This is a genomic window from Paenibacillus humicola, from assembly GCF_028826105.1.
Taxonomy (GTDB): Bacteria; Bacillota; Bacilli; order Paenibacillales; family Paenibacillaceae; genus Paenibacillus_Z; species Paenibacillus_Z humicola.
In genome coordinates this window covers 5,484,337-5,508,132 of record NZ_JAQGPL010000001.1, presented here as the reverse complement: position 1 = coordinate 5,508,132, position 23,796 = coordinate 5,484,337, and the positions used below count along the sequence as shown (strand labels likewise).

Annotated in this window: 27 protein-coding genes; all 27 read left to right on the top strand. The window is 57.8% G+C overall.

Annotated features, from left to right (window positions below; genetic code table 11):
• Window positions 1–173: 173 nt before the first annotated feature.
• Entirely contained in the window at window positions 174–1,421 is a 1,248-nt protein-coding gene (locus PD282_RS25230) for a serine hydroxymethyltransferase (RefSeq protein ID WP_274654321.1), read from the top strand.
• Window positions 1,422–1,633: 212 nt separating this feature from the next.
• A complete protein-coding gene (gene upp, locus PD282_RS25225) occupies window positions 1,634–2,263 on the top strand; it encodes a uracil phosphoribosyltransferase (protein WP_274654319.1) in 630 nt (209 codons plus the stop codon).
• Between the two features lie 213 nt (window positions 2,264–2,476).
• Complete coding sequence (gene wecB, locus PD282_RS25220; RefSeq protein WP_274654317.1) at window positions 2,477–3,616, top strand: non-hydrolyzing UDP-N-acetylglucosamine 2-epimerase; 1,140 nt, start codon at window positions 2,477–2,479, stop codon at window positions 3,614–3,616.
• 295 nt (window positions 3,617–3,911) lie between these two features.
• Window positions 3,912–4,130 carry an AtpZ/AtpI family protein gene (locus PD282_RS25215; RefSeq protein WP_274654315.1) on the top strand — a complete coding sequence of 73 codons (219 nt, stop codon included), beginning with the start codon at window positions 3,912–3,914 and terminating at the stop codon, window positions 4,128–4,130.
• Complete coding sequence (locus PD282_RS25210; RefSeq protein WP_338045229.1) at window positions 4,131–4,532, top strand: ATP synthase subunit I; 402 nt, start codon at window positions 4,131–4,133, stop codon at window positions 4,530–4,532.
• A gap of 2 nt (window positions 4,533–4,534) precedes the next feature.
• Window positions 4,535–5,317 (top strand): F0F1 ATP synthase subunit A, encoded by a 783-nt coding sequence (gene atpB, locus PD282_RS25205; protein ID WP_274654310.1) that lies wholly within the window; start codon window positions 4,535–4,537, stop codon window positions 5,315–5,317.
• Between the two features lie 65 nt (window positions 5,318–5,382).
• Window positions 5,383–5,607 carry a F0F1 ATP synthase subunit C gene (gene atpE, locus PD282_RS25200; protein WP_274654308.1) on the top strand — a complete coding sequence of 75 codons (225 nt, stop codon included), beginning with the start codon at window positions 5,383–5,385 and terminating at the stop codon, window positions 5,605–5,607.
• 149 nt (window positions 5,608–5,756) lie between these two features.
• A complete protein-coding gene (gene atpF, locus PD282_RS25195; RefSeq protein ID WP_274654307.1) occupies window positions 5,757–6,257 on the top strand; it encodes a F0F1 ATP synthase subunit B in 501 nt (166 codons plus the stop codon).
• Window positions 6,254–6,793 (top strand): F0F1 ATP synthase subunit delta, encoded by a 540-nt coding sequence (locus PD282_RS25190; RefSeq protein WP_274654305.1) that lies wholly within the window; start codon window positions 6,254–6,256, stop codon window positions 6,791–6,793. Before atpF ends, PD282_RS25190 begins: the two co-directional genes overlap by 4 nt.
• Before the next feature lie 24 nt (window positions 6,794–6,817).
• Entirely contained in the window at window positions 6,818–8,332 is a 1,515-nt protein-coding gene (gene atpA / locus PD282_RS25185; protein WP_274654303.1) for a F0F1 ATP synthase subunit alpha, read from the top strand.
• A gap of 95 nt (window positions 8,333–8,427) precedes the next feature.
• The gene (atpG, locus tag PD282_RS25180; protein WP_274654301.1) at window positions 8,428–9,291 is read left to right on the top strand and encodes an ATP synthase F1 subunit gamma; all 864 of its coding nucleotides are present in this window, start codon (window positions 8,428–8,430) and stop codon (window positions 9,289–9,291) included.
• Window positions 9,292–9,378: 87 nt separating this feature from the next.
• On the top strand, window positions 9,379–10,785 hold the full coding sequence (gene atpD / locus PD282_RS25175) for a F0F1 ATP synthase subunit beta (protein ID WP_274654299.1): 1,407 nt from the start codon (window positions 9,379–9,381) through the stop codon (window positions 10,783–10,785).
• Between the two features lie 24 nt (window positions 10,786–10,809).
• Complete coding sequence (locus tag PD282_RS25170; RefSeq protein ID WP_274654297.1) at window positions 10,810–11,217, top strand: F0F1 ATP synthase subunit epsilon; 408 nt, start codon at window positions 10,810–10,812, stop codon at window positions 11,215–11,217.
• 261 nt (window positions 11,218–11,478) lie between these two features.
• A complete protein-coding gene (locus PD282_RS25165) occupies window positions 11,479–13,011 on the top strand; it encodes an alkaline phosphatase family protein (protein WP_274654295.1) in 1,533 nt (510 codons plus the stop codon).
• Window positions 12,993–13,781, top strand: coding sequence for a glycosyltransferase family 2 protein (locus PD282_RS25160; protein ID WP_274654293.1), 789 nt, complete (start codon window positions 12,993–12,995; stop codon window positions 13,779–13,781). Before PD282_RS25165 ends, PD282_RS25160 begins: the two co-directional genes overlap by 19 nt.
• 87 nt (window positions 13,782–13,868) lie before the next feature.
• On the top strand, window positions 13,869–15,551 hold the full coding sequence (locus PD282_RS25155) for a glycosyltransferase family protein (RefSeq protein WP_274654292.1): 1,683 nt from the start codon (window positions 13,869–13,871) through the stop codon (window positions 15,549–15,551).
• Window positions 15,552–15,708: 157 nt separating this feature from the next.
• A complete protein-coding gene (locus PD282_RS25150) occupies window positions 15,709–16,497 on the top strand; it encodes a hypothetical protein (RefSeq protein WP_274654290.1) in 789 nt (262 codons plus the stop codon).
• 20 nt (window positions 16,498–16,517) lie between these two features.
• Window positions 16,518–17,612 carry an FTR1 family iron permease gene (locus PD282_RS25145; RefSeq protein ID WP_274654288.1) on the top strand — a complete coding sequence of 365 codons (1,095 nt, stop codon included), beginning with the start codon at window positions 16,518–16,520 and terminating at the stop codon, window positions 17,610–17,612.
• Window positions 17,613–17,776: 164 nt separating this feature from the next.
• On the top strand, window positions 17,777–18,250 hold the full coding sequence (locus PD282_RS25140) for a DinB family protein (protein ID WP_274654286.1): 474 nt from the start codon (window positions 17,777–17,779) through the stop codon (window positions 18,248–18,250).
• A gap of 184 nt (window positions 18,251–18,434) precedes the next feature.
• On the top strand, window positions 18,435–18,806 hold the full coding sequence (locus PD282_RS25135) for an NADH-quinone oxidoreductase subunit A (protein WP_274654284.1): 372 nt from the start codon (window positions 18,435–18,437) through the stop codon (window positions 18,804–18,806).
• Complete coding sequence (locus PD282_RS25130) at window positions 18,791–19,309, top strand: NuoB/complex I 20 kDa subunit family protein (protein WP_274654282.1); 519 nt, start codon at window positions 18,791–18,793, stop codon at window positions 19,307–19,309. The genes PD282_RS25135 and PD282_RS25130 overlap by 16 nt, the downstream gene beginning before the upstream one ends.
• The gene (locus PD282_RS25125) at window positions 19,306–20,283 is read left to right on the top strand and encodes an NADH-quinone oxidoreductase subunit C (protein WP_274654280.1); all 978 of its coding nucleotides are present in this window, start codon (window positions 19,306–19,308) and stop codon (window positions 20,281–20,283) included. The genes PD282_RS25130 and PD282_RS25125 overlap by 4 nt, the downstream gene beginning before the upstream one ends.
• Before the next feature lie 6 nt (window positions 20,284–20,289).
• Window positions 20,290–21,390 (top strand): NADH-quinone oxidoreductase subunit D, encoded by a 1,101-nt coding sequence (locus PD282_RS25120; RefSeq protein WP_274654278.1) that lies wholly within the window; start codon window positions 20,290–20,292, stop codon window positions 21,388–21,390.
• A complete protein-coding gene (gene nuoH / locus PD282_RS25115; protein WP_274654275.1) occupies window positions 21,390–22,400 on the top strand; it encodes an NADH-quinone oxidoreductase subunit NuoH in 1,011 nt (336 codons plus the stop codon). The genes PD282_RS25120 and nuoH overlap by 1 nt, the downstream gene beginning before the upstream one ends.
• A gap of 112 nt (window positions 22,401–22,512) precedes the next feature.
• Window positions 22,513–22,968 (top strand): NADH-quinone oxidoreductase subunit NuoI, encoded by a 456-nt coding sequence (nuoI, locus tag PD282_RS25110; RefSeq protein WP_274654274.1) that lies wholly within the window; start codon window positions 22,513–22,515, stop codon window positions 22,966–22,968.
• Between the two features lie 3 nt (window positions 22,969–22,971).
• The gene (locus PD282_RS25105) at window positions 22,972–23,490 is read left to right on the top strand and encodes an NADH-quinone oxidoreductase subunit J (RefSeq protein ID WP_274654272.1); all 519 of its coding nucleotides are present in this window, start codon (window positions 22,972–22,974) and stop codon (window positions 23,488–23,490) included.
• Window positions 23,491–23,793, top strand: coding sequence for an NADH-quinone oxidoreductase subunit NuoK (nuoK, locus tag PD282_RS25100; protein ID WP_274654271.1), 303 nt, complete (start codon window positions 23,491–23,493; stop codon window positions 23,791–23,793).
• The last annotated feature ends 3 nt before the right edge of the window (window positions 23,794–23,796 follow it).

Below are 23,796 nucleotides of genomic sequence, written 5' to 3'. Positions count from 1 at the left end.
AGAAGCTATCACAAAAACTCTAAGCATATGCTTCCGAAGTGAGTTTTGCTCGCACGGATGCAGTTCAAAGAAGCAATCATAAAAAACTCTAAGCATATGCTTCCGAAGTGAGTTTTTGCTCGCACGGATGCAGTTCAAAGAAGCTATCACAAAAACTCTTAGGAGGTCCCATCATGGAAAACCTGCGTAAACAAGATCCCGAACTGGTGAAAGCGCTCGGTCTCGAGCTGCAGCGCCAGCGCGACAACATCGAGCTGATCGCTTCCGAGAACATCGTCTCCGAAGCGGTGCTGGAAGCGATGGGCACCGTGCTCACGAACAAATACGCCGAAGGCTATCCGGGCAAACGGTATTACGGCGGCTGCGAGCACGTCGATATCGTCGAGGATATCGCCCGCGACCGTGCGAAAGAGCTGTTCGGCGCCGATCATGCCAACGTTCAGCCGCATTCCGGCGCGCAGGCGAATATGGCGGTTTATCTCGCGGCGCTGAAGCCGGGCGATACGGTGCTCGGCATGAACCTCGCGCACGGCGGCCACCTGACGCATGGCAGCCCGGTCAACGCCTCGGGCCTGCTGTATAATTTCGTCGCTTACGGCGTAAACGAAAACACCTTTACGATCGACTATGAAGAAGTCCGCAAAACGGCATTTAAGCATCGTCCGCGCCTGATCGTCGCCGGCGCATCCGCTTATCCGCGCACGATCGATTTCGAGAAGCTCGGCAAAATCGCGACTGACGTCGGAGCCTTGTTTATGGTCGACATGGCCCATATTGCCGGACTCGTCGCTGCGGGCCTGCATCCGAATCCGGTGCCGCATGCGCATTTCGTCACGACCACGACGCACAAAACGCTGCGCGGACCGCGCGGCGGCATGATTCTCTGCACGAAGCCGTGGGCGCAGGCGATCGATAAAGCGGTTTTCCCGGGCACCCAGGGCGGCCCGCTGATGCACATTATCGCGGCAAAAGCCGTTTCCTTCGGCGAGGCGCTTCAGCCGTCGTTCAAAACCTATGCGCAGAACGTCATCGACAACGCCAAAGCGCTGTCGGAAGCATTGGTCGTACACGGCTTGAACCTCGTGTCCGGCGGTACGGACAACCACCTGATGCTGATTGATCTGCGGAACCTGAACATTACCGGCAAGGATGCCGAGCATGTGCTCGATTCCGTCCAAATTACGGTCAACAAAAACGCCATCCCGTTTGATCCGACGAGCCCGTTTATTACGAGCGGCATTCGTATCGGCACGCCGGCGGCGACTTCGCGCGGCATGGGCGTCGACGCGATGAAGACGATCGCCGAGGTGATCGCGATGACGCTGAAAAATCCGAAGGACGAAGCCGTCCTCGCCAAAGCGCGCGGCATGGTCCGGGATTTGACGGCGCAGTATCCGCTCTATCCGCAGCTGAACTACTGATCACAGACGCCCTTCGCGGCTGCTTATCGCTTTCCGCAAGGCCGCTCCTACCGTCCTCCACGGACGCGGAGCGGCCTTCTTTTTGTACCGCAAAAGCGGGCCTTCGTTCGGAGTGCACAAACCGGTGCCGGATGCTATAATAAACAGGATTGTTCGGAAAAAACCGCTCAATTCGAGTGCCGACGATGCTTCCACGGGAGGGCGAACGACCTTTGGGCAAACTGACGATTTGCGACCATCCGCTTATTCAGCACAAGCTGACGCATATCCGCGACAAGCAGACGAATACGAAAAATTTCCGCGAGCTCGTCGACGAAGTGGCGACGATGATGGCTTATGAAATCACGCGAAATTTGCCGCTTGAGCCGGCTCCGGTTTCCACGCCGGTGGCGGATGCGGTCGGCAAGGTCATTGCCGGACGCAAGCTCGGGCTGGTTCCCGTGCTGCGCGCGGGGCTCGGCATGGTGGACGGCATCCTGAAGCTGATTCCGGCGGCGAAGGTCGGCCACATCGGATTGTACCGCGATCCCGATACGCTGAGCCCGGTCGAATATTACGTCAATCTTCCGACGGATGCGACCGAGCGGCTGTTGGTCGTCGTCGATCCGATGCTTGCGACCGGCGGCTCCGCCTGCGCGGCCGTTCAGACGCTGAAGGACCGGGGCTGCACGCAAATTGTGCTGATGTGCCTCATCGCCGCGCCCGAAGGCGTAAAGGCGGTGCAGGACAAGCATCCCGACGTCGATATTTTTGTCGCCGCGGTTGACGAGAAGCTGAACGAACACGGGTATATCGTACCCGGACTCGGGGATGCCGGCGACCGGATGTTCGGCACAAAATAAAGGGCTGACGAAGCCGCTTTTTTCTACGGAAACGAAAGTTCATGCTAACGAAGTCGCGTTTTCTACGAAAACGCCAAAGCCTATGCTTACGAAGTCGCGTTTTCTCCGAAAACGCCTGAGTTTATGCTTACGAAGCCGCGAATTCTCCGAAAACGCCAAAGATTATGCTTACGAAGTCGCGTTTTCTCCGAAAACGCCTGAGGAGTGACCAGATTGAAAAAGCTGAACGTAATGACTGTCTTCGGCACGCGCCCGGAAGCTGTGAAAATGGCTCCGCTCGTGCTCGAGCTCGAAAAGCACCCGGAACACATCGAATCGATCGTATGCGTGACGGCGCAGCACAGGCAGATGCTGGACCAGGTGCTCGATTTCTTCAACATCAAGCCGAAATACGACTTGAACGTGATGAAGGACCGCCAAACGCTGATGGAAACGACGCTTCGGGTGCTTCAGGGGCTCGAGCCCGCATTAAAGGAAGCGAAGCCGGATATCGTGCTCGTCCACGGCGATACGCATACGACCTTTCTGGCCAGCTATGCGGCCTTCCTCCAGCAAATCCAGGTCGGGCACGTGGAAGCCGGTCTCAGGACGTGGAACAAGCTTTCCCCTTACCCGGAGGAGATGAACCGGCAGCTGGCCGGTGTGCTGTCGGATATTCATTTTGCGCCGACGGACCAGGCCGCGGATAACCTGCGCAAGGAAAACAAACCGGAATCGGCGATTTACGTAACCGGCAATACGGCAATCGATGTTTTCCAATATACGGTCGACCGGGCGTTCGCGCATCCCGTCCTCGATTGGGCGAAAGGCAGGCGAATGATTCTGATGACGGCGCACCGCCGCGAGTCGCTCGGCGAACCGCATCGGAACATTTTCCGCGCGGTCAAGCGGATTGCCGACGAGTTCGAGGATGTCGCCGTCGTTTATGCGGTCCACTTGAACCCGGCCGTGCGCGAACCCGCAAACGAAATTCTCGGCGGCCATCCCCGCGTCAAGCTGGTCGACCCGCTGGACGTATTCGAAATGCACAATTTTTTCCCGCATACGTATATGATTATGACGGATTCCGGCGGGCTTCAGGAGGAAGCGCCTACCTTCGGGGTGCCGACCCTCGTGCTCCGCGATACGACGGAACGGCCGGAAGGGATCAAAGCTGGAACGCTGGAGCTTGCGGGCACTGACGAGGAGCACGTGTACGAACGGGCCCGCGCGCTGTTGACCGACAAAGAGCTGTATGACCGGATGAGCGGCGCGTCCAATCCGTACGGCGACGGACAAGCCTCCAAACGGATTGTCGGCGCGATTTTACATCATTTTGGCAGGGGCCAGAGACCCGAGTCGTTCAATTCATGAACAATGTGTGAAAACTATACATCATACAGTGATACTGTACGGTTTTGCGGACTGCGAGAAAACGCTGCCAACCTTTGATTTATCGCGGTTTTTGCATTTTTTTGAACGCCAGAATAAGAATTGACAAAAGCGATTCCCTTTGGATAAAATAAATGAGGATTCCGAGGGGAAGGCGCTTCTTGGCCGCGAAAATTGTTATATTCCTTCCGGTATTTGGTCATAATGACCAAGTGTGTCAACAGGGCCGAGCAAACTTTTTTGCAGGATGTCACAACGTTCCGGTGGTGATCGGCTGTTGGGAAAAGCAACAGGACCTTGGAAAGCCGTGGGTTTGGTCGGTTTGATCGGCGCGGATCTTGCTTTCACGACCGTCGGAGGGTTTTTGGTGGGCCGGGCGATAGACCGGGCTGCCGGTACGGAACCCGCATTTCTGATTGTCGGCGTGCTGGTTGGACTCGGAGTTGGGATTTATTCGATCACGAAGCTGGTCAAGCCTTTTCTTGGGGATGGTTAAATGATTCCATTCTCTCTCTTCATGCGAGGGATATTTGCTACCGCTTTCTTTTTGCTGGCGGCAACCGTTTTGGGCTGGATGCTGTATCCTTCAGGCCGCGTTTACTTTGCGGGATACGGGCTGGGACTGTTTTTCAGCCTGTTGAACGGACTGATCACGATGCAAAAGACGATCAAGACCGGCGAATATGCGCAGGGTCTGATCAAAAGGCGGCCGGGCATCGGCACGCTGCAGCGTTTTTTGCTCGCGGGATTTGCCGGATACGTCGCCATGAAATTTCCGGGGTTGTTCCATTGGGCGGCTGTCATTGTAGGGCTCACTACGGTGACTATGATTTCGCTGGTCATTGCGCTGGTCTATCATTACCGACAGAAAAAATCCGTGGAAAGGGGTGAAAGATAGACATGGAAGAACCACTAAGTCCCACGCGAGAGTGGCTGGGAATGGTATTTGACTGGTCGACCTGCCTTATGATGGTCGTTACCTGCGCGCTTGTATTTCTTATTATTTATCTGGGAACCCGTCGAATGACGAGCAAGACGCCGAAAGGCATGCAAAATTTTCTCGAGTGGGTCATTGATTTCGTCCGCGGTATCGCCGGACAGATGATGGACACCAAAACCGCGGAACGTTATGTCGGACTCGGGCTGACGCTTTTCCTTTACGTGTTCATTGCCAACCAGCTCGGTTTGATTCTCAATTTCGTTACGGTTCACCCGCATCCAAGCGCAGCGATCGGCATTACGCAGTCCCTTATTGACGAAGCCGTTTCTGGCGGAGTTCACGTCAACTGGTGGAAATCGCCGACTGCGACCATCAGTATTCCGGTTGCGCTGGCGATCATCATTTTGCTGTATACGCATTGGCTCGGTCTGCGGCGCGGAGTAGGCTCCTATCTGAAAAGCTATGTATCGCCTCACTGGGCGCTACTGCCGCTTAACCTTGTGGAGGAGCTGTCCAAATTCTTGTCCTTCCCGCTGCGGCTCTTCGGCAACATCTTTGCCGGCGAAGTTCTGCTTTGGGTGCTGCTGCCGACGATTGTCATGGGCGGGCTGTCCACGGTCATGGCGATACCGCTCATCATCTGGATCGGCTACTCGATTTTCGTCGGTGCGATTCAGGCGTTCATTTTCACGATGCTGACGATGGTTTACATTTCTCACCGCGTGAGTCATCATTCCCATTAACCCGGGAGTGAGAAACATAAACACTACAAATGCTGCTTGACCACTTTAAGGAGGTACATCTATTTATGGATTTTGCAATCGCTATGGGTATCGTATTCGGCTTGGCGGCAATCGGTTCCGGTATTGGCATGGGCTTGATTGTCGGCCGTACGATTGAAGGCAGCGCGCGTCAGCCTGAACTGCGCGGCAGCTTGATGGGTCTTATGTTCCTTGGTGTCGGTTTGGTCGACGCACTGCCGATTATCGCAGTCGTCATTGGATTCATGCTGATGGGTAAAGCTTTGGCTTAGGCCCCTGCGATCAATAATTACGAACGGCGAGGGAACCCTCCTCGCCTTTCGTATGATCATGCCCTTCCGCCGAACAGATTATAATCGATCATTTTCCGAGAATCAGCGTTCGGGGCTTGGATTCGATTGATAAGGAGTGAAACGCATTGTTGACGATCGGGAATCTTCACCTGGAGTACGGCACCATGCTGGTGCAGCTGATCTGTTTTGTGATCCTGCTGTTCCTCGTCATCAAATTCGCCATGAAACCGGCGATGAGAGTGCTGAACGAACGGCAAAACCATATTCATGCCCAAATTACCGGGGCTGAAGAAGCAAACAAGAAAGCTGCGAGCCTTGTCGAAGAGCAGCTGGCCAAGCTGGAAGAGGCGAAGCGCGAAGCGCAAGCCATTATCGAGCAGGCGAAAAAACAAAAGGATGCCGAAGGCGATCAGATCATCAAGGCTGCGCAGGAGCGCGCCGAACGATTGATCAAGGACGCCGCTTCGGAAATCGAGAACGAGAAGAACCGGGCGATTGCCGAGCTTCGCGAGCAAGTCGGCACGTTGTCCGTTTTGCTGGCTTCGAAGATCATCGAGAACGAAGTCGACGACAAGTATAACGGCGCGATGATTAACGATTTTCTTAAGCAGGTGGAGGGCCGGGTATGAGCGAAGAAGTCGTCGCGAAACGATACGCCCGCGCTCTGTTTGAAATTGCAGCCGAACAGCAGACCCTAGAAGCCTTTGCGCAGGATCTGGAATTGATCGGCGACTCGCTTCTGGGAGATAAGGATATTTCAAGCTTCCTCACGCACCCGAAAGTGGATGTCAACGTCAAAAAAGCGACGCTGAAAAAAGCTTTCGAAGGTAAAGTCTCCCCGGATGTACTCTCGCTGCTTGTGCTTCTGGTCGAGAGAGGCCGGGAAAATATTTTGCGCGATGTGGTGAAATCGTATACCGCAATGGCCAATGAAGCCCGCAATGTCGTAAATGCCACCGTCTCGACGGCATTCCCGTTATCCGCCGAAGAAACGGCCGATCTTTCGGCTCAATTCGGCAAAACGATTGGCAAAACGGTTCATATGACCAATGTGGTGGATCCGTCGATCATCGGAGGTCTTATCGTCCGCATTGGCGATCATTTATTTGACGGCAGCGTTAAAGGGAAGCTGTTACGCTTCAAGCAGGCGCTTGTCCACTCTTAATGCAAAGACAGGGGTGAAGTTCACTTGAGTATCCGACCTGATGAAATCAGCAAGCTGATTAAAGAACAAATTCAACAATATAAATCCGAAGTTCAAGTGGTCGACGTCGGAACCGTCGTACAAGTCGGCGACGGTATCGCGCGCGTCCACGGTCTGGAAACTGCGATGTCAGGCGAGCTTTTGGAGTTTTCCAACGGTGTCGTGGGCATGGCCCTGAACCTGGAAGAGAGCAATGTCGGTGTCGTTATCCTCGGACCGTACACCGAAATTCGCGAAGGCGACGAAGTGAAACGTACCGGCCGCATTATGGAAGTGCCTGTCGGAGAAGAACTGCTCGGCCGCGTCGTCAACCCGCTCGGCCAGCCGGTTGACGGCAAAGGCCCGATTAATACGACCCAATTCCGGCCGGTTGAATCTCCCGCTCCGGGCGTTATCGACCGGAAGTCGGTTCACGAGCCGATGCAGACCGGCATCAAGGCTATCGATGCGATGGTTCCGATCGGCCGCGGTCAGCGCGAGCTGATTATCGGCGACCGTCAAACAGGTAAAACCGCAATTGCGATTGATGCCATCATCAATCAAAAAGGCAATGGCGTGAAATGTATTTACGTGGCCATCGGCCAGAAGCAATCCACCGTTGCGAACGTGGTGGAGACGCTTCGCCGGAACGGGGCGCTCGATTACACGATCGTCGTTACGGCAGCCGCATCCGAACCGGCACCGCTGTTGTTCCTGGCGCCGTACGCAGGCTGTGCGATGGGCGAATATTTCATGTACAAAGGCGAGCACGTGCTCGTTATTTATGACGATTTGACCAAGCAAGCAGCGGCATACCGCGAATTGTCCCTGCTGCTCCGCCGTCCTCCGGGCCGGGAAGCTTACCCGGGCGACGTATTCTACCTGCACTCCCGTTTGCTGGAACGCGCTGCGAAACTTAACGATGAGAACGGCGGCGGTTCGCTGACGGCACTACCGTTTATTGAAACGCAGGCATCCGACGTTTCGGCTTATATTCCGACGAACGTGATCTCGATTACGGACGGTCAGATCTTCCTGGAAGCAGACCTGTTCTTCTCCGGACAACGTCCGGCGATTAACGTCGGTATCTCCGTCTCCCGCGTAGGCGGATCGGCGCAAATCAAAGCGATGAAGAAGGTAGCCGGTACGCTTCGTCTTGACCTTGCGGCATACCGCGAGCTGGCGGCATTCTCGCAATTCGGCTCCGACCTCGACAGATCGACGCTTGCGCGTCTGAACCGCGGCGTTCGTACGATGGAAATTTTGAAGCAGGGCGTGAACCTGCCGATGCCCGTTGAGAAGCAGGTCATCTCGATCTATACGGCGGTTAAAGGCCACCTGGACGACATTCCGGTTGCCGACGTTCTCCGTTTTGAACGGGAGTTCCTTTCGTTCATCGAGTCGAGCCACCCGGAAATCGCGGCTTCGATCCGCGATACGAAGGACTTGACGGACAGCAACGAACAGGCGCTGATCGACGCCATCACGAGGTTCAAGAAAGGCTTTGCCGTAACGGCTTAATGCATATTCGCTGCGCCGATCGTTCGCGCGCAGCTTTCCACTTCGTTTGACCGTTTTAACGGTTACAGTCCAAGCAGCAAAGGCGGGTGAACCAAATGGCTAAAGGCATGCGCGATATTAAGCGGGAAATCAAGAGCAAACAGAACATGAAGCAGATTACGAAGGCGATGGAAATGGTGGCGGCTTCCCGTCTCAGACGCGCTCAGGAGGCCGCTCAGGCAGCTAGGCCGTATGCGGAGAAAATGAAGGAAGTCGTATCGAGCATTGCGGCGGGCACGAAAGGCGTCAAGCATCCGATGCTGCAGTCCCGGCCGATCAAAAAAACCGGCTACCTGATTATTACTTCCGATCGCGGTCTGGCAGGCGGATACAACGCCAACCTCATTCGTAAGCTGACGAGCACCATTCGCGAGCGGCATAAATCGACCGACGAGTACGTCATTTTCGTTATCGGACGAAAAGGGCGCGATTACTTCCGCCGGCGGAATATGCCGATTGTCGAAGAAGTGACCGGTTTGCCGGATTCCCCGTCCTTCGCGGACATTAAATCCATTGCCGGCTCGGCCGTGAAAAATTTCGAATCGGAAGCGTATGACGAGCTGTACCTGTATTACAACGAATTCGTCAACGCGCTGACCCAGGTCCCGACGGAGAAACGCCTGCTTCCGCTGGAGGATGTCGGCGGCAGCGGCAATGCCATTTCGAATTACGAATATGAGCCGTCGGCTGAGGAAGTTCTCGAGGCTCTGCTTCCCAAATATGCGGAAACGCTGATTTACAGTGCGCTGCTCGACGGCAAGGCGAGCGAGTTCGGCGCCCGGATGACGGCGATGGGCAATGCGACGAAGAACGCGACAAAGATGATCAACAGCTTGACGCTGACGTATAACCGCGCTCGTCAGGCGGCGATTACGCAGGAGATTTCCGAGATCGTGGCGGGCGCGAATGCGCAGTCTTAACCCGAATGATTCGAATAAAACGAGCGATATCGTTTGAAACGGATAGAGCAGCATTGTAAACCATGAAGGAAAGCAGGAGGGAAAACCATGAAAAAAGGACGCGTTATATCCGTCATGGGTCCGGTTGTCGACGTTGAGTTCGAACGCGGACATCTGCCGGAAATTTTGAACGCGCTCAAAATCGAGCGGAAGGCGCAAAGCGAGAGCGAAAAGGATATCAACCTGACGCTTGAAGTTGCGACTCACCTCGGCGACAACCAGGTTCGCACGGTTGCGATGAGCTCCACCGACGGTTTGGTTCGCGGGGCCGACGTCATCGACACGGGCGCCCCGATTACAATCCCAGTCGGCGCTCCTACGCTCGGCCGCGTATTCAACGTGCTTGGCGAGCCGATCGACAATGCCGGCGAAGCCAAATCCGAACGCAACCTGCCGATTCATCGCCCGGCGCCAACCTTCGAGGAATTGTCCACGCAGGCGGAAATTCTTGAAACGGGCATTAAAGTTATCGACCTGCTGGCTCCTTATGCGAAAGGCGGCAAAATCGGCCTCTTTGGCGGCGCGGGCGTCGGCAAGACGGTCACGATCCAAGAGCTGATCAACAACATCGCGCAAGAGCACGGCGGTATTTCCGTATTTGCCGGCGTTGGCGAACGGACGCGCGAAGGCAACGACTTGTATCATGAAATGAAAGATTCCGGCGTATTGCCGAAAACGGCAATGGTGTTCGGCCAGATGAACGAGCCGCCGGGCGCCCGCCAGCGGGTAGCCTTGACGGGTCTGACGATGGCGGAATATTTCCGCGACGAAGAAGGCCGCGACGTGCTTCTGTTCGTCGATAACATTTTCCGGTTTACGCAAGCGGGTTCCGAAGTTTCCGCGCTTCTCGGCCGCATGCCGTCCGCGGTCGGTTACCAGCCTACGCTGGCAACCGAGATGGGCCAGCTTCAGGAGCGGATCACCTCGACGAAGAAAGGTTCCGTTACGTCCATTCAGGCGATCTACGTTCCGGCGGATGACTACACCGACCCGGCTCCGGCAACGACGTTTGCCCACTTGGACGCCACGACCAACCTGGAGCGTAAAATTTCCGAGAAGGGCATCTTCCCGGCCGTTGACCCGCTGGCTTCGTCGTCGCGGATCCTGACGCCGGAGGTTGTCGGCCAAGAGCATTACAATGTCGCACAAGAAGTGAAACAAATTTTGCAGCGCTATAAAGAGCTTCAAGATATTATCGCAATTCTTGGCATGGACGAGTTGTCCGAGGAAGACAAAACGACCGTCGCACGCGCGCGGAAAATCGAACGCTTCCTGTCCCAGCCGTTCCACGTAGCGGAACCGTTCACGGGCACGCCAGGCAAATACGTACCGGTTAAAGAAACGGTCCGCAGCTTCAGGGAAATTCTCGACGGCAAGCATGACGATCTTCCGGAAGCGGCATTCATGTACGTCGGTACGATTGAAGAGGCCGTGGAGAAAGCCAAAACGCTGTAATAGCGAAAGGCAGGAGGGTTCCACATGAGCACCTTTTTATTGGAAATCGTAACGCCGGAGCGTATCGTCTACGCGAAGGATGTCAACATGGTCATCGTGAAGGGTGCAGCGGGGGAACTGGGGATTTTGGCGAATCATATTCCGCTCGTGACGCCGCTTAAAATTGCTCCCGTGACCGTGAAACGCGATAACGCCATGGATTTTATCGCCGTCAACGGCGGCTTCATCGAAGTGCGCAAGGACAAGGTTGTCATCCTGGCGGAAAGCGCCGAGCTTCCGGAGGATATCGACGTCGACCGCGCCGAGCTGGCCAGGCAGCGTGCCGAGCAGCGGATTTCCGGCGGCGGCGGCGAGATCGATGTGAAACGCGCAGAGGCAGCGCTCCACCGTGCGCTGAATCGCCTGGATGTCAAGCAGCGGGTGCGGGCGTAACCATTCGGCCGCAGCCTGAAAGACCGTCATTCCGTCCGGAATGGCGGTCTTTCGTATTTATATGGCGACAGCGGTTGCCCCGTTGCTAGAGCCGATTTTGGATCGAACACGATGTGGCGAACCGATTGAACCGCTCCGTTTTCATTCGATGGAGATCCGATCTGTCCGGATATTTGGCGGACGCGATTTGACGTTCACGCCTCGGGCATACTATACTAATTGAAAATGGTTCTCACTCGAGAGAAGGGGTCGAATACGGGAATGAAGAAGGCGTCGGCTTTTGAAATCGCGGCGGCGCGCGGATGGAACCTGCTGAACGAGGGAAAGCCGTTTACGCCGATCTTTACGCTGTTCCTCTATGCGATTTATCATGCGTCGCGATGGGACGTGCCTTCCTTTTGGGGGGCGTTCGCGCTTGGAGCCGTCATCGCGCTCCCGGTATTTGCGCTTTATTTTAAGTACGATTTCCCTCTGTTTCTGCGCAATTATTTGTGGCTGCCGCTTGTGGCGGCGATCGTACTGTGGAAGGACGGCAGGATCGATATCGGTCTGTATGCCGGGGCCGTGCTGGTATTCCTTTTTTTTACGGTGTATTTCTGGGGAACGTTTTATTATCATCTGCGGATCGGCACGTCCTGGTGGAATTTCCGCCGGTTTTGGAAGCTGGTGCTGAAAAACAGCGATTCGACGAGCGGGAACGCTCAAGAGCAGCTGCCGAAGTTTCTGCTGCTGTTGTTCCTGATGGATACCGCGGCCGGGCATTGGACAAGCGGCGGACTGTTTGGAGGCACGTTTTCATTTGTCTCGTATGCTCTGTTTGTCATCGCGCTCGGGCTGTATGCCTGGGTGCTGCACCGGAATTTGTTTGACTGGAAGCCGAAGGAAATTCCAACCTATACGCATAATGCCGAGCCGCCGAAAGAGGCCGTCAGCGGCAAAGTATTCGTGCTGGTCGTCGACGGCATGCGCAAGGACCGGTTCGAAGAAGCGGATGCGCCTTTTATGAAAATGATGCGGACCGCCGGAACGGAATATACGCAGATGGAAACGGTGTACCCCGCCCGGACGGTCGTCTGCTTTTCGTCGATGTTTACCGGGACGTATCCGCGCGAGCACGGCATCACGTCGAACATGGTCTGGAAGCTCGGCATCAAGGTGGAATCGATTTTCGACAGCCTGCGGAAAGCCGGGAAAAAAGGGCGGCTGCTCGGCATCGCCCACCTGATCGATTCGATGGGAGACGACGTGGAGAGCGTTACGGCTGTCATGCATAACGACAAAGCCGACCGGAACATCATGGAGCGGGCGAAGCTTGTGATGCAGGAGCAGGATCCGGATTTGCTGGTCGTTCAGTTTATCGCCACGGACCAGACGGGGCACAGCATGGGGGCGCTGTACGACGAATACCGGATCAAGATCGAAGAGGTCGACCGGCTGATCAAGGAATTTGTGCTGTGGCTGGAAGCGGAAGGGTTCGCCGACAACGCGACGTTCATCGTATGCGCCGATCATGGGCAGGCGGACGGAATCGGCGGTCACGGGCATTTGGACGAAGGCGAGCGTTTCGTGCCGTTTTTCTTATGCGGACCCGATATCCGCGCCGGCGTCAAGGTGGAAGAGAAGCATTCGCTCGTCTCGGCAGCGCCGACAATCGCCTATTTGCTGGGAGCGCCGTATCCGAACCGCAGCCGGGGGCCGGTGCTGCTGGAAGCGGTCGAATCCAGGACGGAACCGGAACCAGAATCGACATCATCAGACGAAGGAAGCGAAGCGGCTTGGAAAACCGGAAGTTGATCGTTTTTTTGCCGGCCTACAACGAAGAGCTGAATATTGCGGACGTCATTCGGCGCATCCCGCGCGTTGTCCGTCCGGGCTGGAGCGTCGAGGTGCTTGTCGTCGACGACGGTTCGGCGGATAAAACCGTGGCAAAAGCGCAGGAGGCCGGTGCCGACCATATCGTCCGGTTTGAGCGCAACCGCGGTCTGGGCGCGGCGGTGCGCGAAGGGCTCGCCGCCTGCGTACGGCTCGGCGCCGACATTGGGCTGATGATTGATGCGGACAACGAGTATCCGGCGGAACAAATTCCGGAGGTCATCGCGCCGATCTGGGACGGCACCGCCGATTATACGATGGGATCGCGCTTCAAGGGCGAGATCAGGGGCATGAAGCTGCACCGGCGGCTCGGCAATATCGCGTTTACGCTGCTGCAGGCGGCGCTGCTTCGGCGGTTCATCTGGGATGGGCAGTCGGGCATGCGCGGCTTCTCGCGCGAAGCCATGGAGCATGCGGACATTATCCACGATTACAATTACGCGCAGGTACTGACGCTGAATCTTGTGCGGCAGGGCTTCCGGATGCAGGAGGTGCCGATCCGCTACAAGGTTCGCGTGCACGGGGAGTCGTTCATCCGTTTCCGGAAATATTTGTTCAAGGTGCTTCCGGCCGTATGGAAGGAAATGCGCCGCCCGGTCTCGAAGCGTGACCGGCGTTCTCCGGACACGTCGGCCAAATCGAAAAACGGCGCGGCGCTCGTCCTGGAGAACGGCACCGGTTCAGGTGAATAAGGGGAGACGAACGGACAAGGGCCGGAGCGGGCTCCGGAGCACCATGAGCGAAACGCGGCTTGCACGACCGTATGGAGGGAACAGGAGTTGCTGAAAAGGATCATGCGGCTGCGGAAAGCGGCTGCGGCGCTTGCTGCTGCTCTTTTTGCCCTGCTGTGGACGGTATACAGTCTCATGCACGTGAGCCCATACGCCGCATCGTGGGACGAGGTCGATTTCGTGCTGGCGCTGGACCGGTTCGATCTGCTGGCGATGCAGCCGCATTTTCCGGGCTATCCGTACTTTGTGCTGGGGGGTATGGCCATGCGCCGGTTTGCGGGAGACAATCCCGTACTGGCGTACGGTATCCTGAATACTTTCTTGGCGGCGCTCTCGGCATGGCCGGTTTGGCGCCTGGCCCGGCGGATGCTAAGTCCGGCATGGGCATGCACCGTGGTTATGCTGGTCCTGTCGGCGCCTTACGTATGGCTGCAGGACGCCGGCCCGATGTCCGAAGGTGCGGGCATCGCGCTCCTTTGGTGGTTTCTTTGGAGCTGGCAGTCCGCCATGGAGCGGCGCGATTGGAGGACGTCGCTCGCCGCGCTGTTCGTCTTCGGTCTGCTGATGGGCGTGCGCCTGTCGTATGCGCCGTTCGGGCTCGCTCTCGTCTGGCTGCTCGGCGTCATCTGGGCCGGCTGGCGGGCGGCGGGGCGGAAGGCGCTTCCGCGCGCGTTATTGTTCACGGCGGCCGGCGCGGGGTGTCAATTGCTGTGGCTTGGCGGACTTGCGCTAAGCGAGGGCGGACTTGCCGGCTTCGCCAAGCTGGCCGAAGCGTTCACGGCCGGGCATTTCAGCGAGTGGGGCGGCGGCGTCGCAGCCGACCCGTCGCTGCCCTTCGGCGAGCGGCTGCTCCGCTTCGCCGGCGGCAATGTGCTGTGGACCGGCATGTTTGCCCGGTCCGCGGCATTAATGGCGGCGAGCGCCGCGCTGCTGCTCGCCGCGCTGCTCTGCGCGGGCGCGCGGCGCCCGCCGGGCGGCGCCGGGCGCCCGCGCCTTGCGCGCCGGGCGGCGGCATGGCTCCGCCGCCCGGCGCCGCCGGGGGCGCTCGCTGCGCTCGCGGGCGCCTACGGCGCGTGGGCGCTGCTCGCGCAGAACATCGACAAGCCGCGCCACATCACGCCGCTGATCGGCGTGATGTGGCTGCTGCTGGCGGCGATGTTCCGCGCTCCAGCGCCCGCTTCGCGGCCCGCCGCGCCGGGCGAAGCCGGCGCGGCGCTGCCGCCCGCCGCGGGCGCGGTGCCTCCCGCGTGCGCCGCGGGCCAGGCGCCGCAGGCGCCCCGCGCGGCGCGCATCCGCCGCGCGCTGCGCGGCGCAGGCGGGCTGCTCGCCGCCTGCGTTATCGCGCTGCAGGCCGGGCGCGGGGCATCGCTTGTCTCGCGGCAGGCGGCGGAGCGGCCGGCCGTCTACCAGCTGGCCGATGCGCTCCGCGAAATGGCGCAGCAAAACGGCGGCCGCCGCATCGTCGTTTACACGTGGGAGGAAGACCGGGTGCTCGATTACCTGCGCACGCCGGTCGAGGCCAGGCAAATTTTGACGTACGATTATTTCAGAGCTAATACAAAAGCGGACGGGGACGCGCTTATATTGCTGACCGATCATGTGCTGGGCGGCTTCGAAGCGCAGGCCGGACCGCTTCGCGATCACGTCAAACCGATCCGCACCTTCAGAAGCGACCCGTTGTTCGAACCGGTCTATGCCGACATTACCTTGTATGAATGGAAAGGCGGATAAAACGGGTTCCATATGATTGCTTTCATGATTGACACTAATATTGAAAATGATTATCATTATCTCGTATATCATTTTAGAGTTTCTAACGAATCGCAGCCGCTGCTGCATCAGCCGGTTTCCTGAATGCCGCTGTTAATTAAACACAGAAGGTGAATTCATGCACACGCGTTTGAAAGCCGTCATGCTGACGATCTTCATCTTGCTCACTGCCGCTCCGGGAAACGCCTTGGCTTATTCTTACGGCGACGCAAACACCGAGGATGTGGCGGAAACCTTCAAGCTGGTTACAGCCGATTTGAGCAAATCGCCGCCGGATTGGAACGGAGCCTCGGACGCTCACAAGGCGCGCCGCGCCGAAATCGCTTCCCATTTCGGGGAACCGGTTGCCGCAACGCTGGACCAGAATATATCCTCCAAAAATATGGACGACACGATCGCCAATTATAAAGCGGTGCTCGTCATGAACCTGAACCGCCGCTTCGAAAACACCCTCGAATCGATTGCCGATTATTCGCAGGCGAAACTGCTGCTGGCTAAAGCGAAGGCAACCTTCGAAACGCTGAAGCCGTATGCCGAGCCCAAGCTGACCCCGTCCGGCGTTGACGCGATCGAGCAGGATTTTCAAACCGCTCTTGACGCGGTCGGCAATCCCGGCCTGTTCGGCGTCGGCAAAAAAGAGGCGGAGCCCGAGAAGGTGAAAGCGGCCGTGAACCGAATCTATTCCCAGCTGAAGCCGCTGTTTCCGTATAAGGCCGCTCCCGGGGAATCGTCCGCCGGGCCTTCGGAAGGCGGAGCCGCGAACGATGCGGCCGCCGGCGGTTCGCAAAACGCGCCGATGAAGCGGGAGAACGATACGAATGCGGCCGTCACGTTCGGCGTCATCGGCGGCGTTGTCGTCATCGCGGCGCTCGCCGTCTGGTGGGCAAGGCGCAAAGGCTTTTTCTAGGCAAGGAGTGAGTGAGCGTCATGAATGTGCAGGCTTTTCTCATCACGTTTCGCGAAGCGTTCGAAGCGATATTGATCGTCGGCATCATCATTACCTACTTGAACCGGATCGGGCAGTCGAAATGGAACAAATGGGTCTATACCGGCGTCGCCCTGGCTATACTGGCCAGTCTGGGAGTCGCGTTCGTGTTCCAGACGATACTGGTCGGGTACGAGGCGATGGGCAGCCAGGATTATTTGCGGATCGGGATCCTGTTCGTATCGTCCGGGCTGCTCACCCATATGATCCTGTTCATGAGCAAGCAGAACCGTGAAATGCGCAGCAAGCTGCAAAATAAAGTAGCGCTCATTTTATCGGCGGGCGGCGCGCTGAACATGATCGTGCACTCTTTTCTCGTTACGCTGCGCGAAGGCGTGGAGACGGTGTTTTTCTTCGCCGCGATCGCGCAGGGCAACATTTCGCAGGCGCTGCAAAGCTGGGGCGCGCTGCTCGGGCTTGCGACGGCGGTTTTACTCGGTTGGATCGTATTCAAAAGCAGCAAGCGGATACCGGTCGGCTCGTTTTTCAAAGTTACGGGCGTATTCCTCGTGATGATTGCCGCCGGGCTGTTCGTGCAGGCGATCGGGGTCATGCAGGATTTGCGGCTGATGGGCACCTTCTACCATACGGCCGGCGGCGAAATCGGCCATGTATACAATATCGTATGGCTGATGCCGGAGCATCCGATCGACGAGGCGAACTATATACGGGATACGGGGCATCACCCGCTGATTAGCGGCCAGGTCGGCGTCTTTTTCAAAGCGTTTCTCGGTTACTCGCAGGCGCCTTCCGTCGAAGAATTCGTCGGCTACTGGCTGTACTACCTGTTCGTATTCGCGCTGCTCGCCAGACAGAAGAAGCTGGCGGCCCTTCAGGCGGCGCAGGCCGGGAAGCCGCAGAGCGGCGGTATCTCCGCTTCCGCAGGCGAAGCGGCATCCGGTTCCGGCGCTTCGCACCGGCCAGCGGACGGCCGCGTCCCATCCGCCGGCTGCGGACAGCCGGGGCAGGACGCAGCGAGCGGCGGCGAAGTCAAACAAGCTGGGGCGTCCGCGTTTACGGCAGGCGCAAAAACATAACCTCTATCAGGCTCCCCTCGGAAAAGGGCTTCCGGGATGGGGAGCTTTTTTGTTTCCGGACATGCGCGCGGGCCGCCGGCGAATCCCTAACGGTAGAAAATAAAGGAATTTGCCAATGGTACGCCGAATTTTACACGTACCTTATCTAGAGGGAGGGGCAACCAATGGAAGCTGATTTTAACCGGACTTGGCTGATCAACAAATTTGAAGAAATTCGGCAACGGATCCTCCAAGCGCTGGAACAGCTTGACGATGAGCAGGTCAATTGGCAGCCCGATCCGACAAGCCACAGCATCTCAACGTTAATCCGGCATATCGACGGCAACATTCAAGAGCGCATCCTGAAAGGAATCCTTCATCACGATATCCGTCGAAACCGCGAGAAAGAACTGAAGCAGGCGCAAGCAGCAAAATCGGATCTGGAGACCACCGTGCGGGACCGTCTGCAGCTCGTCATCGATACCGTTCGTGACAGCACGGACGCACGGCTGGTGCAGACGCAAACGGTGCGAGGCCGGGAACGGACCCATCTCGACCTTCTGCATCAGTGCGCGGCGCATTATTCGGAGCATATGGGGCAAATTTTCTTTATTGCAAAGCAGATCCTGAAAGAACGTTACATCTCCACTTCAATATGATTTTGCTGCAGCAGCACCTCTGAATAGGATAATGATGTCAAATACTCCTCGGTGCCGCGTCTCGGGAAGCGCATTCAATCGGCAATAGACGAGGATGACAGCTTTTGTTATAATTGTGAGGGAAATTTGACCGAGCGGCGCGGCCTCTGTTCCCGCCCCTATTCGATCCCGCGGAGGCGATGATATGGAGAAGTACATCAACAATTATGTGATTGTGACGATCTTCATTTTGCTTGGGATTTTGCTTCCGGCTGTAGCGCTGACAACCGGCCGGCTGCTTCGGCCGAGCAGGCCGACGGAGGAGAAGAAGACGACGTACGAAAGCGGGAACGAACCGGTAGGGGAAGGCCAGGTCCGTTTCAATGTGCGTTATTATTTGTTCGCGCTGATGTTTGTCGTATTCGATGTGGAGACCGTCTTCCTATATCCATGGGCCGTAGCGTATAAGCAGCTCGGCTTATTTGCGCTTGTCGAGATGATTATTTTTGTCGGGTTGCTTCTGGTCGGCCTGATCTACGCCTGGAAAAAGAAGGTGCTCAAATGGAATTCAATTTAGAATCGATTTCCCCGGAAGAGCGGCAGGAATTGGAACGGAACGTGTTTATGGGCACGCTGGAGCAGCTGAAGGCGTGGGCGCGGAGCAATTCGCTCTGGCCGCTTACGTTCGGGCTGGCCTGCTGTGCCATTGAAATGATGGGGACCGGCGCATCCCATTACGATCTCGACCGCTTCGGCGTTATTTTCCGTACGTCGCCGCGCCAATCGGACGTCATGATCGTCGCCGGCACGGTCACGAAGAAAATGGGACCGCTGCTGCGGCGTCTGTACGATCAGATGCCGGAGCCGAAATGGGTCATCGCGATGGGCTCGTGCGCGACGGCGGGCGGACCGTACGTTAAATCGTATGCCGTTATGAAGGGCGTCGACCAGATCGTGCCCGTAGACGTTTATATACCCGGATGTCCGCCGAATCCGGCGGCGCTGATTTACGGGATCAACAAGCTTCAGGAGAAAATCCGCTACGAGGCGAAAACCGGGAAGCGGGTGACGAGCCGATGAGCGAAGAGAAGGATAAAGAGCTGAAGCCGGACGGAAGCCGCGGCGATGAGGCTGGAGACGGCGCGTCATCGGCGCCTGAGGAAGCGGCGCCGCCCGCGGAGACGACAGCCGCCGAACCGGCTGCGTCCGGCGGGCAGGCTTCCGAAGCGGACAGCGGCGCACCTTCGGCTGCCGATGCGGAAACGCCGGAAGCCCCCGCCGCGGCGAAGGCCGCTGGCGAGGGCGGTGGAGCGCCGGCGGGCGAAGCACCCGCGGCCGACCCGGAGCGCGAGGCGAAGCTGAAGGCCGCCGCGGAAGCGCGCGCGGCCCGCGCCGCGGCGAAGGCTGCCGCCGCGGGCGGCGAAGCGCCGGCGGGCGGCGGAGCGCCGGCGGGCGAAGCACCCGCGGCCGACCCGGAGCGCGAGGCGAAGCTGAAGGCCGCCGCGGAAGCGCGCGCGGCCCGCGCCGCGGTGAAGGCCGGAGCGGGCGCGGCCCCCGCTGAGCCGAAGCCGCCTTCGCCGAAGCAGCCGGAGCTTGACGAGATCGTCCGGCTGCTCCGCACGCACGTTCATGATGGAGCCGTCGAGGAAGCGGTCATCAACGAAATGAACGGCGATTTGCCGACGGTAACGGTGAAAGCCGATTATTGGAGCGAAGCGGCCCGTTTGCTGAAAACGGATTCTTCGCTCGGCTTCCATTATTTGCGCAACGTGTCGGGCGTTGATTACGAATCTTACATGGAAGTTGTATATCATCTCGTTTCCCTGGAAACGAAACGCGAAGCGGCCGTCAAGGTGAAGACGGACCGCGAGGAGCCGTCCGTGCCGTCCGCGACGCCGGTCTGGGCGACGGCGAACTGGAACGAGCGGGAAATTTTCGATCTGCTCGGCATCGATTTTCCCGGTCACCCCGATCTGCGCCGCATTATGATGCCGGACGACTGGGTCGGCCATCCGCTTCGCAAAGACTATGAACCGCTCGACCCGGAGGTGTAAGCGCCTGTGATCCGTACCGAAGAACTGCTGCTTAACGTCGGCCCGCAGCATCCGAGCACTCACGGCGTTTTCCGCATCGTCGTCAAGCTCGACGGCGAGGTCATCAACGAGGCGATTCCGGTTATGGGCTATTTGCACCGGGGAACCGAGAAGCTGGCGGAAAACCTGAACTATACGCAAATCATACCGTACACCGACCGGATGGACTACGTGTCCGCGATGACGAACAACTACGTGCTCTGCCATGCCGTCGAGACGATGATGGGCATCGAGATTCCGGAGCGCGCCGAATTCATGCGTTTGATCGTCATGGAGCTGCAGCGCGTCGCAAGCCATCTCGTCTGGTGGGGAACCTACCTGCTCGATATCGGGGCGATGAGCCCGTTTTTGTACGCCTTCCGCGACCGGGAGATCATTATCGACCTGTTCAACGAATTGTGCGGCGCCCGGCTGACCTATAACTACATGCGCGTGGGCGGCGTGAAGTGGGACGCGCCGGACGGCTGGATCGACAAGGTGCGGGAATTTCTTCCGTACATGGAGAAGAAGCTGGAGGAATACGACAACCTTGTCAGCGGCAACGAAATCTTTCTCGCCCGGATTAAGGGGGTCGGCGCCTACGACGCGCAAACCGCAATCGATTACGGCCTCTCCGGCGCCAACCTGAGGTGCACCGGAGTAGACTGGGATATCCGCAAGGCGGAGCCGTACAGCCTGTACAGCCGCTTCGAATTCGACGTTCCGCTGGGGAAAAACGGCGACTGCTACGACCGCTATCTGATCCGGCTTGAGGAAGTGCGCCAGAGCCTTCGCATCCTGAAACAGGCGGTGGAGCAGTTTCCGTCCTCGGGCGAAACGATGGGCAAAGTGCCCCGCGTCATTCGTCCGCCGGCCGGCGAGGCGTACGTCCGGATCGAATCGCCGCGCGGCGAAATCGGCTGCCATATCGTATCCAAAGGCAAGGCGGAGCCGTACCGGCTCAAATTCCGCCGTCCGTCCTTCGTCAACCTGCAAATTTTGCCGAAGCTGCTGGTCGGCGAGACGATGACGAACCTCATCACGATTTTGGGCGGCATCGACATTGTCGTCGGGGAGGTGGACTGCTGATGGGCTCCTGGCTGAACGAAACGCTGACGTGGGGACACGCCCTCATCTTCTTTTTATGGGGGGTCGTTCTGCTCGCGCTGGTGCTCGGCTTTGTCTCCTACGCGATCTATTTCGAGCGAAAGGTAATCGGCTGGATGCAGCTGCGGATCGGCCCGAACCGCGTCGGTCCTCTAGGGTTGTTCCAATCGTTCGCCGATATTTTGAAGCTGCTGATCAAGGAGGACACCATTCCGCGCAAAGCCGACCGCGCACTGTTCGTACTCGCGCCGGTGCTCGCTTACGTCCCGGCCTTCGCGGTTCTGGCGGTCATCCCGTATACGCAAAAGCTTTATTTCGCCGATATCAACGTCGGGCTTTTGTATTACGTCGCGCTGTCGGGCATTTCCACGATCGCGATCGTGCTCGGCGGCTGGTCGTCAAACAATAAATACGCGCTGCTCGGCGGCATGCGTTCGGCGGCGCAAATGATCAGCTACGAGGTTCCGCTTGTCATTTCCGTCGTCGGCGTCGTCATGGTATCCGGAACGCTTAATCTGCGCGGCATCGCCGACCAGCAGGGCGACTGGTTCTGGCAGTGGAATTTCCTGCCGCAAATTATCGGCTTCGCCGTATTCGTCATCGCGGCGGTGTCCGAGCTGAACCGGACGCCGTTCGACCTGCCGGAAGCGGAATCGGAGCTTGTCGCCGGTTATCATGTCGAATACAGCGGCTTCCGCTTCGCTTTCTTCATGCTGACGGAATACGTCTACGTCTACGCGATTGCCGCGCTGACGACGGTGCTGTTTCTCGGCGGGTGGCATGCGCCGCTGGCTTTCCTCGATTTCGTGCCGGGGATTATCTGGTTTCTGCTGAAGTTCGGGTTTATCGTGTTCTTCTTGTTCTGGCTGCGGGCGACGATGCCCCGGATCCGGGTCGATCAGCTGATGGGCCTCGGCTGGAAGGTGCTGCTGCCGCTGGCGATCCTGAACGTGTTCGTCACGGCTGTTTATTTGGAGCTGTTCGTAAAATAAGCCGAAGCTTTGCTTCTTTTCCAAAGGAAGAAACTTGCTTCGCCGCCGAAGAGGCGGCCGCTCTCGCGAAGTCAAGTTTTGCCTGATGCAAAACTTCTTAGGAGGAACGGGAATGAAAGGTCTACTCAAAGGGCTTGGCGTTACGCTGAAATCGATGACCTCGAAAAAAGTCACCATTTCCTATCCCGACGAGCCGATTATTATGCCGGACCGCTTCCGCGGCATCCAGCATTTCGAGCCCGACAAATGTATCGTCTGCAACCAGTGCGCGCGTATTTGCCCGACGGAATGCATTACGCTGACCGGCAAGCCGAATCCCGATCCGGACAAAAAAGGGAAAGTCATCGATACCTACGACATCAACTTCGAAATCTGCATTTTGTGCGACCTGTGCACCGAGGTGTGTCCGACGGAGGCGATCGTCATGACGAACAATTTCGAGCTGGCGTCCTACAGCCGCGACGAGCTGTTCAAGGACCGGGAGTGGCTGGACGACAACAACGTGAACGTCCGCCAGGACAACAACAATATCGGCGCTCCGCAAGCCGCCAAGGGGGGCGCGAAATAAACCATGTTCAATCTGAATTTGACCGGCGAGTTCATCGCGTTTTTCATCTTTGCCGTGATCATTATTTGCGGCTCGGTGCTGATGATCAGCTTTACGAAGGTCGTGCATATGGTGGTCTCGCTCGCCGCGGTCTTCATCGGCGTCGCCGGCATGTTCGTCCTGCTTCAAGCGGAATTTCTGGCGTTCGTGCAGGTGCTTATCTATGCCGGCGCCGTGTCGATTCTGATGATTTTCGGCATTATGATGACCAAGCACCAGGAAGGCGGGACGGAGCCGGTACGCCCGCTCAAGGAAACGCTGGCTGCGGTCGGCGCACTGGCGCTGTTCGGCATCCTGTTCTTTGCCATCCGGCAGACGGATTTTCCGGAGCCGCCGCAGCCGTTTCAGCCCGGGGCGGACAATACGCTTGAAATCGGCAAGCAGCTGTTCAGCGCTTATGTCGTGCCGTTCGAGCTTGTATCGGTGCTGCTGACGGTGGCGTTTATCGGGGCGATTGTACTTGCGAAGAAGGAGGCGGACTGAATGTTATCGTCCTATTTGACGATGGCGGCCATTCTGTTCTGCATCGGCCTGTACGGGGCGCTTGTGAAACGGAACGCGGTCGTCGTGCTGCTGTCCATCGAACTGATGCTGAACGCGGTTAACCTGAACCTGGTCGCGTTCTCCAAATACGGCGTCGTGCCTTCGCTGAAGGGGCAAATGTTCTCGCTCTTTACGATCGCGGTCGCGGCAGCGGAAGCGGCGGTCGGCATCGCGGTGCTCATCGCGCTGTTCCGCGCGCGCGGCACGGTAAACGTCGACGAATTCGACGAAATGAGGAGGTAAGCT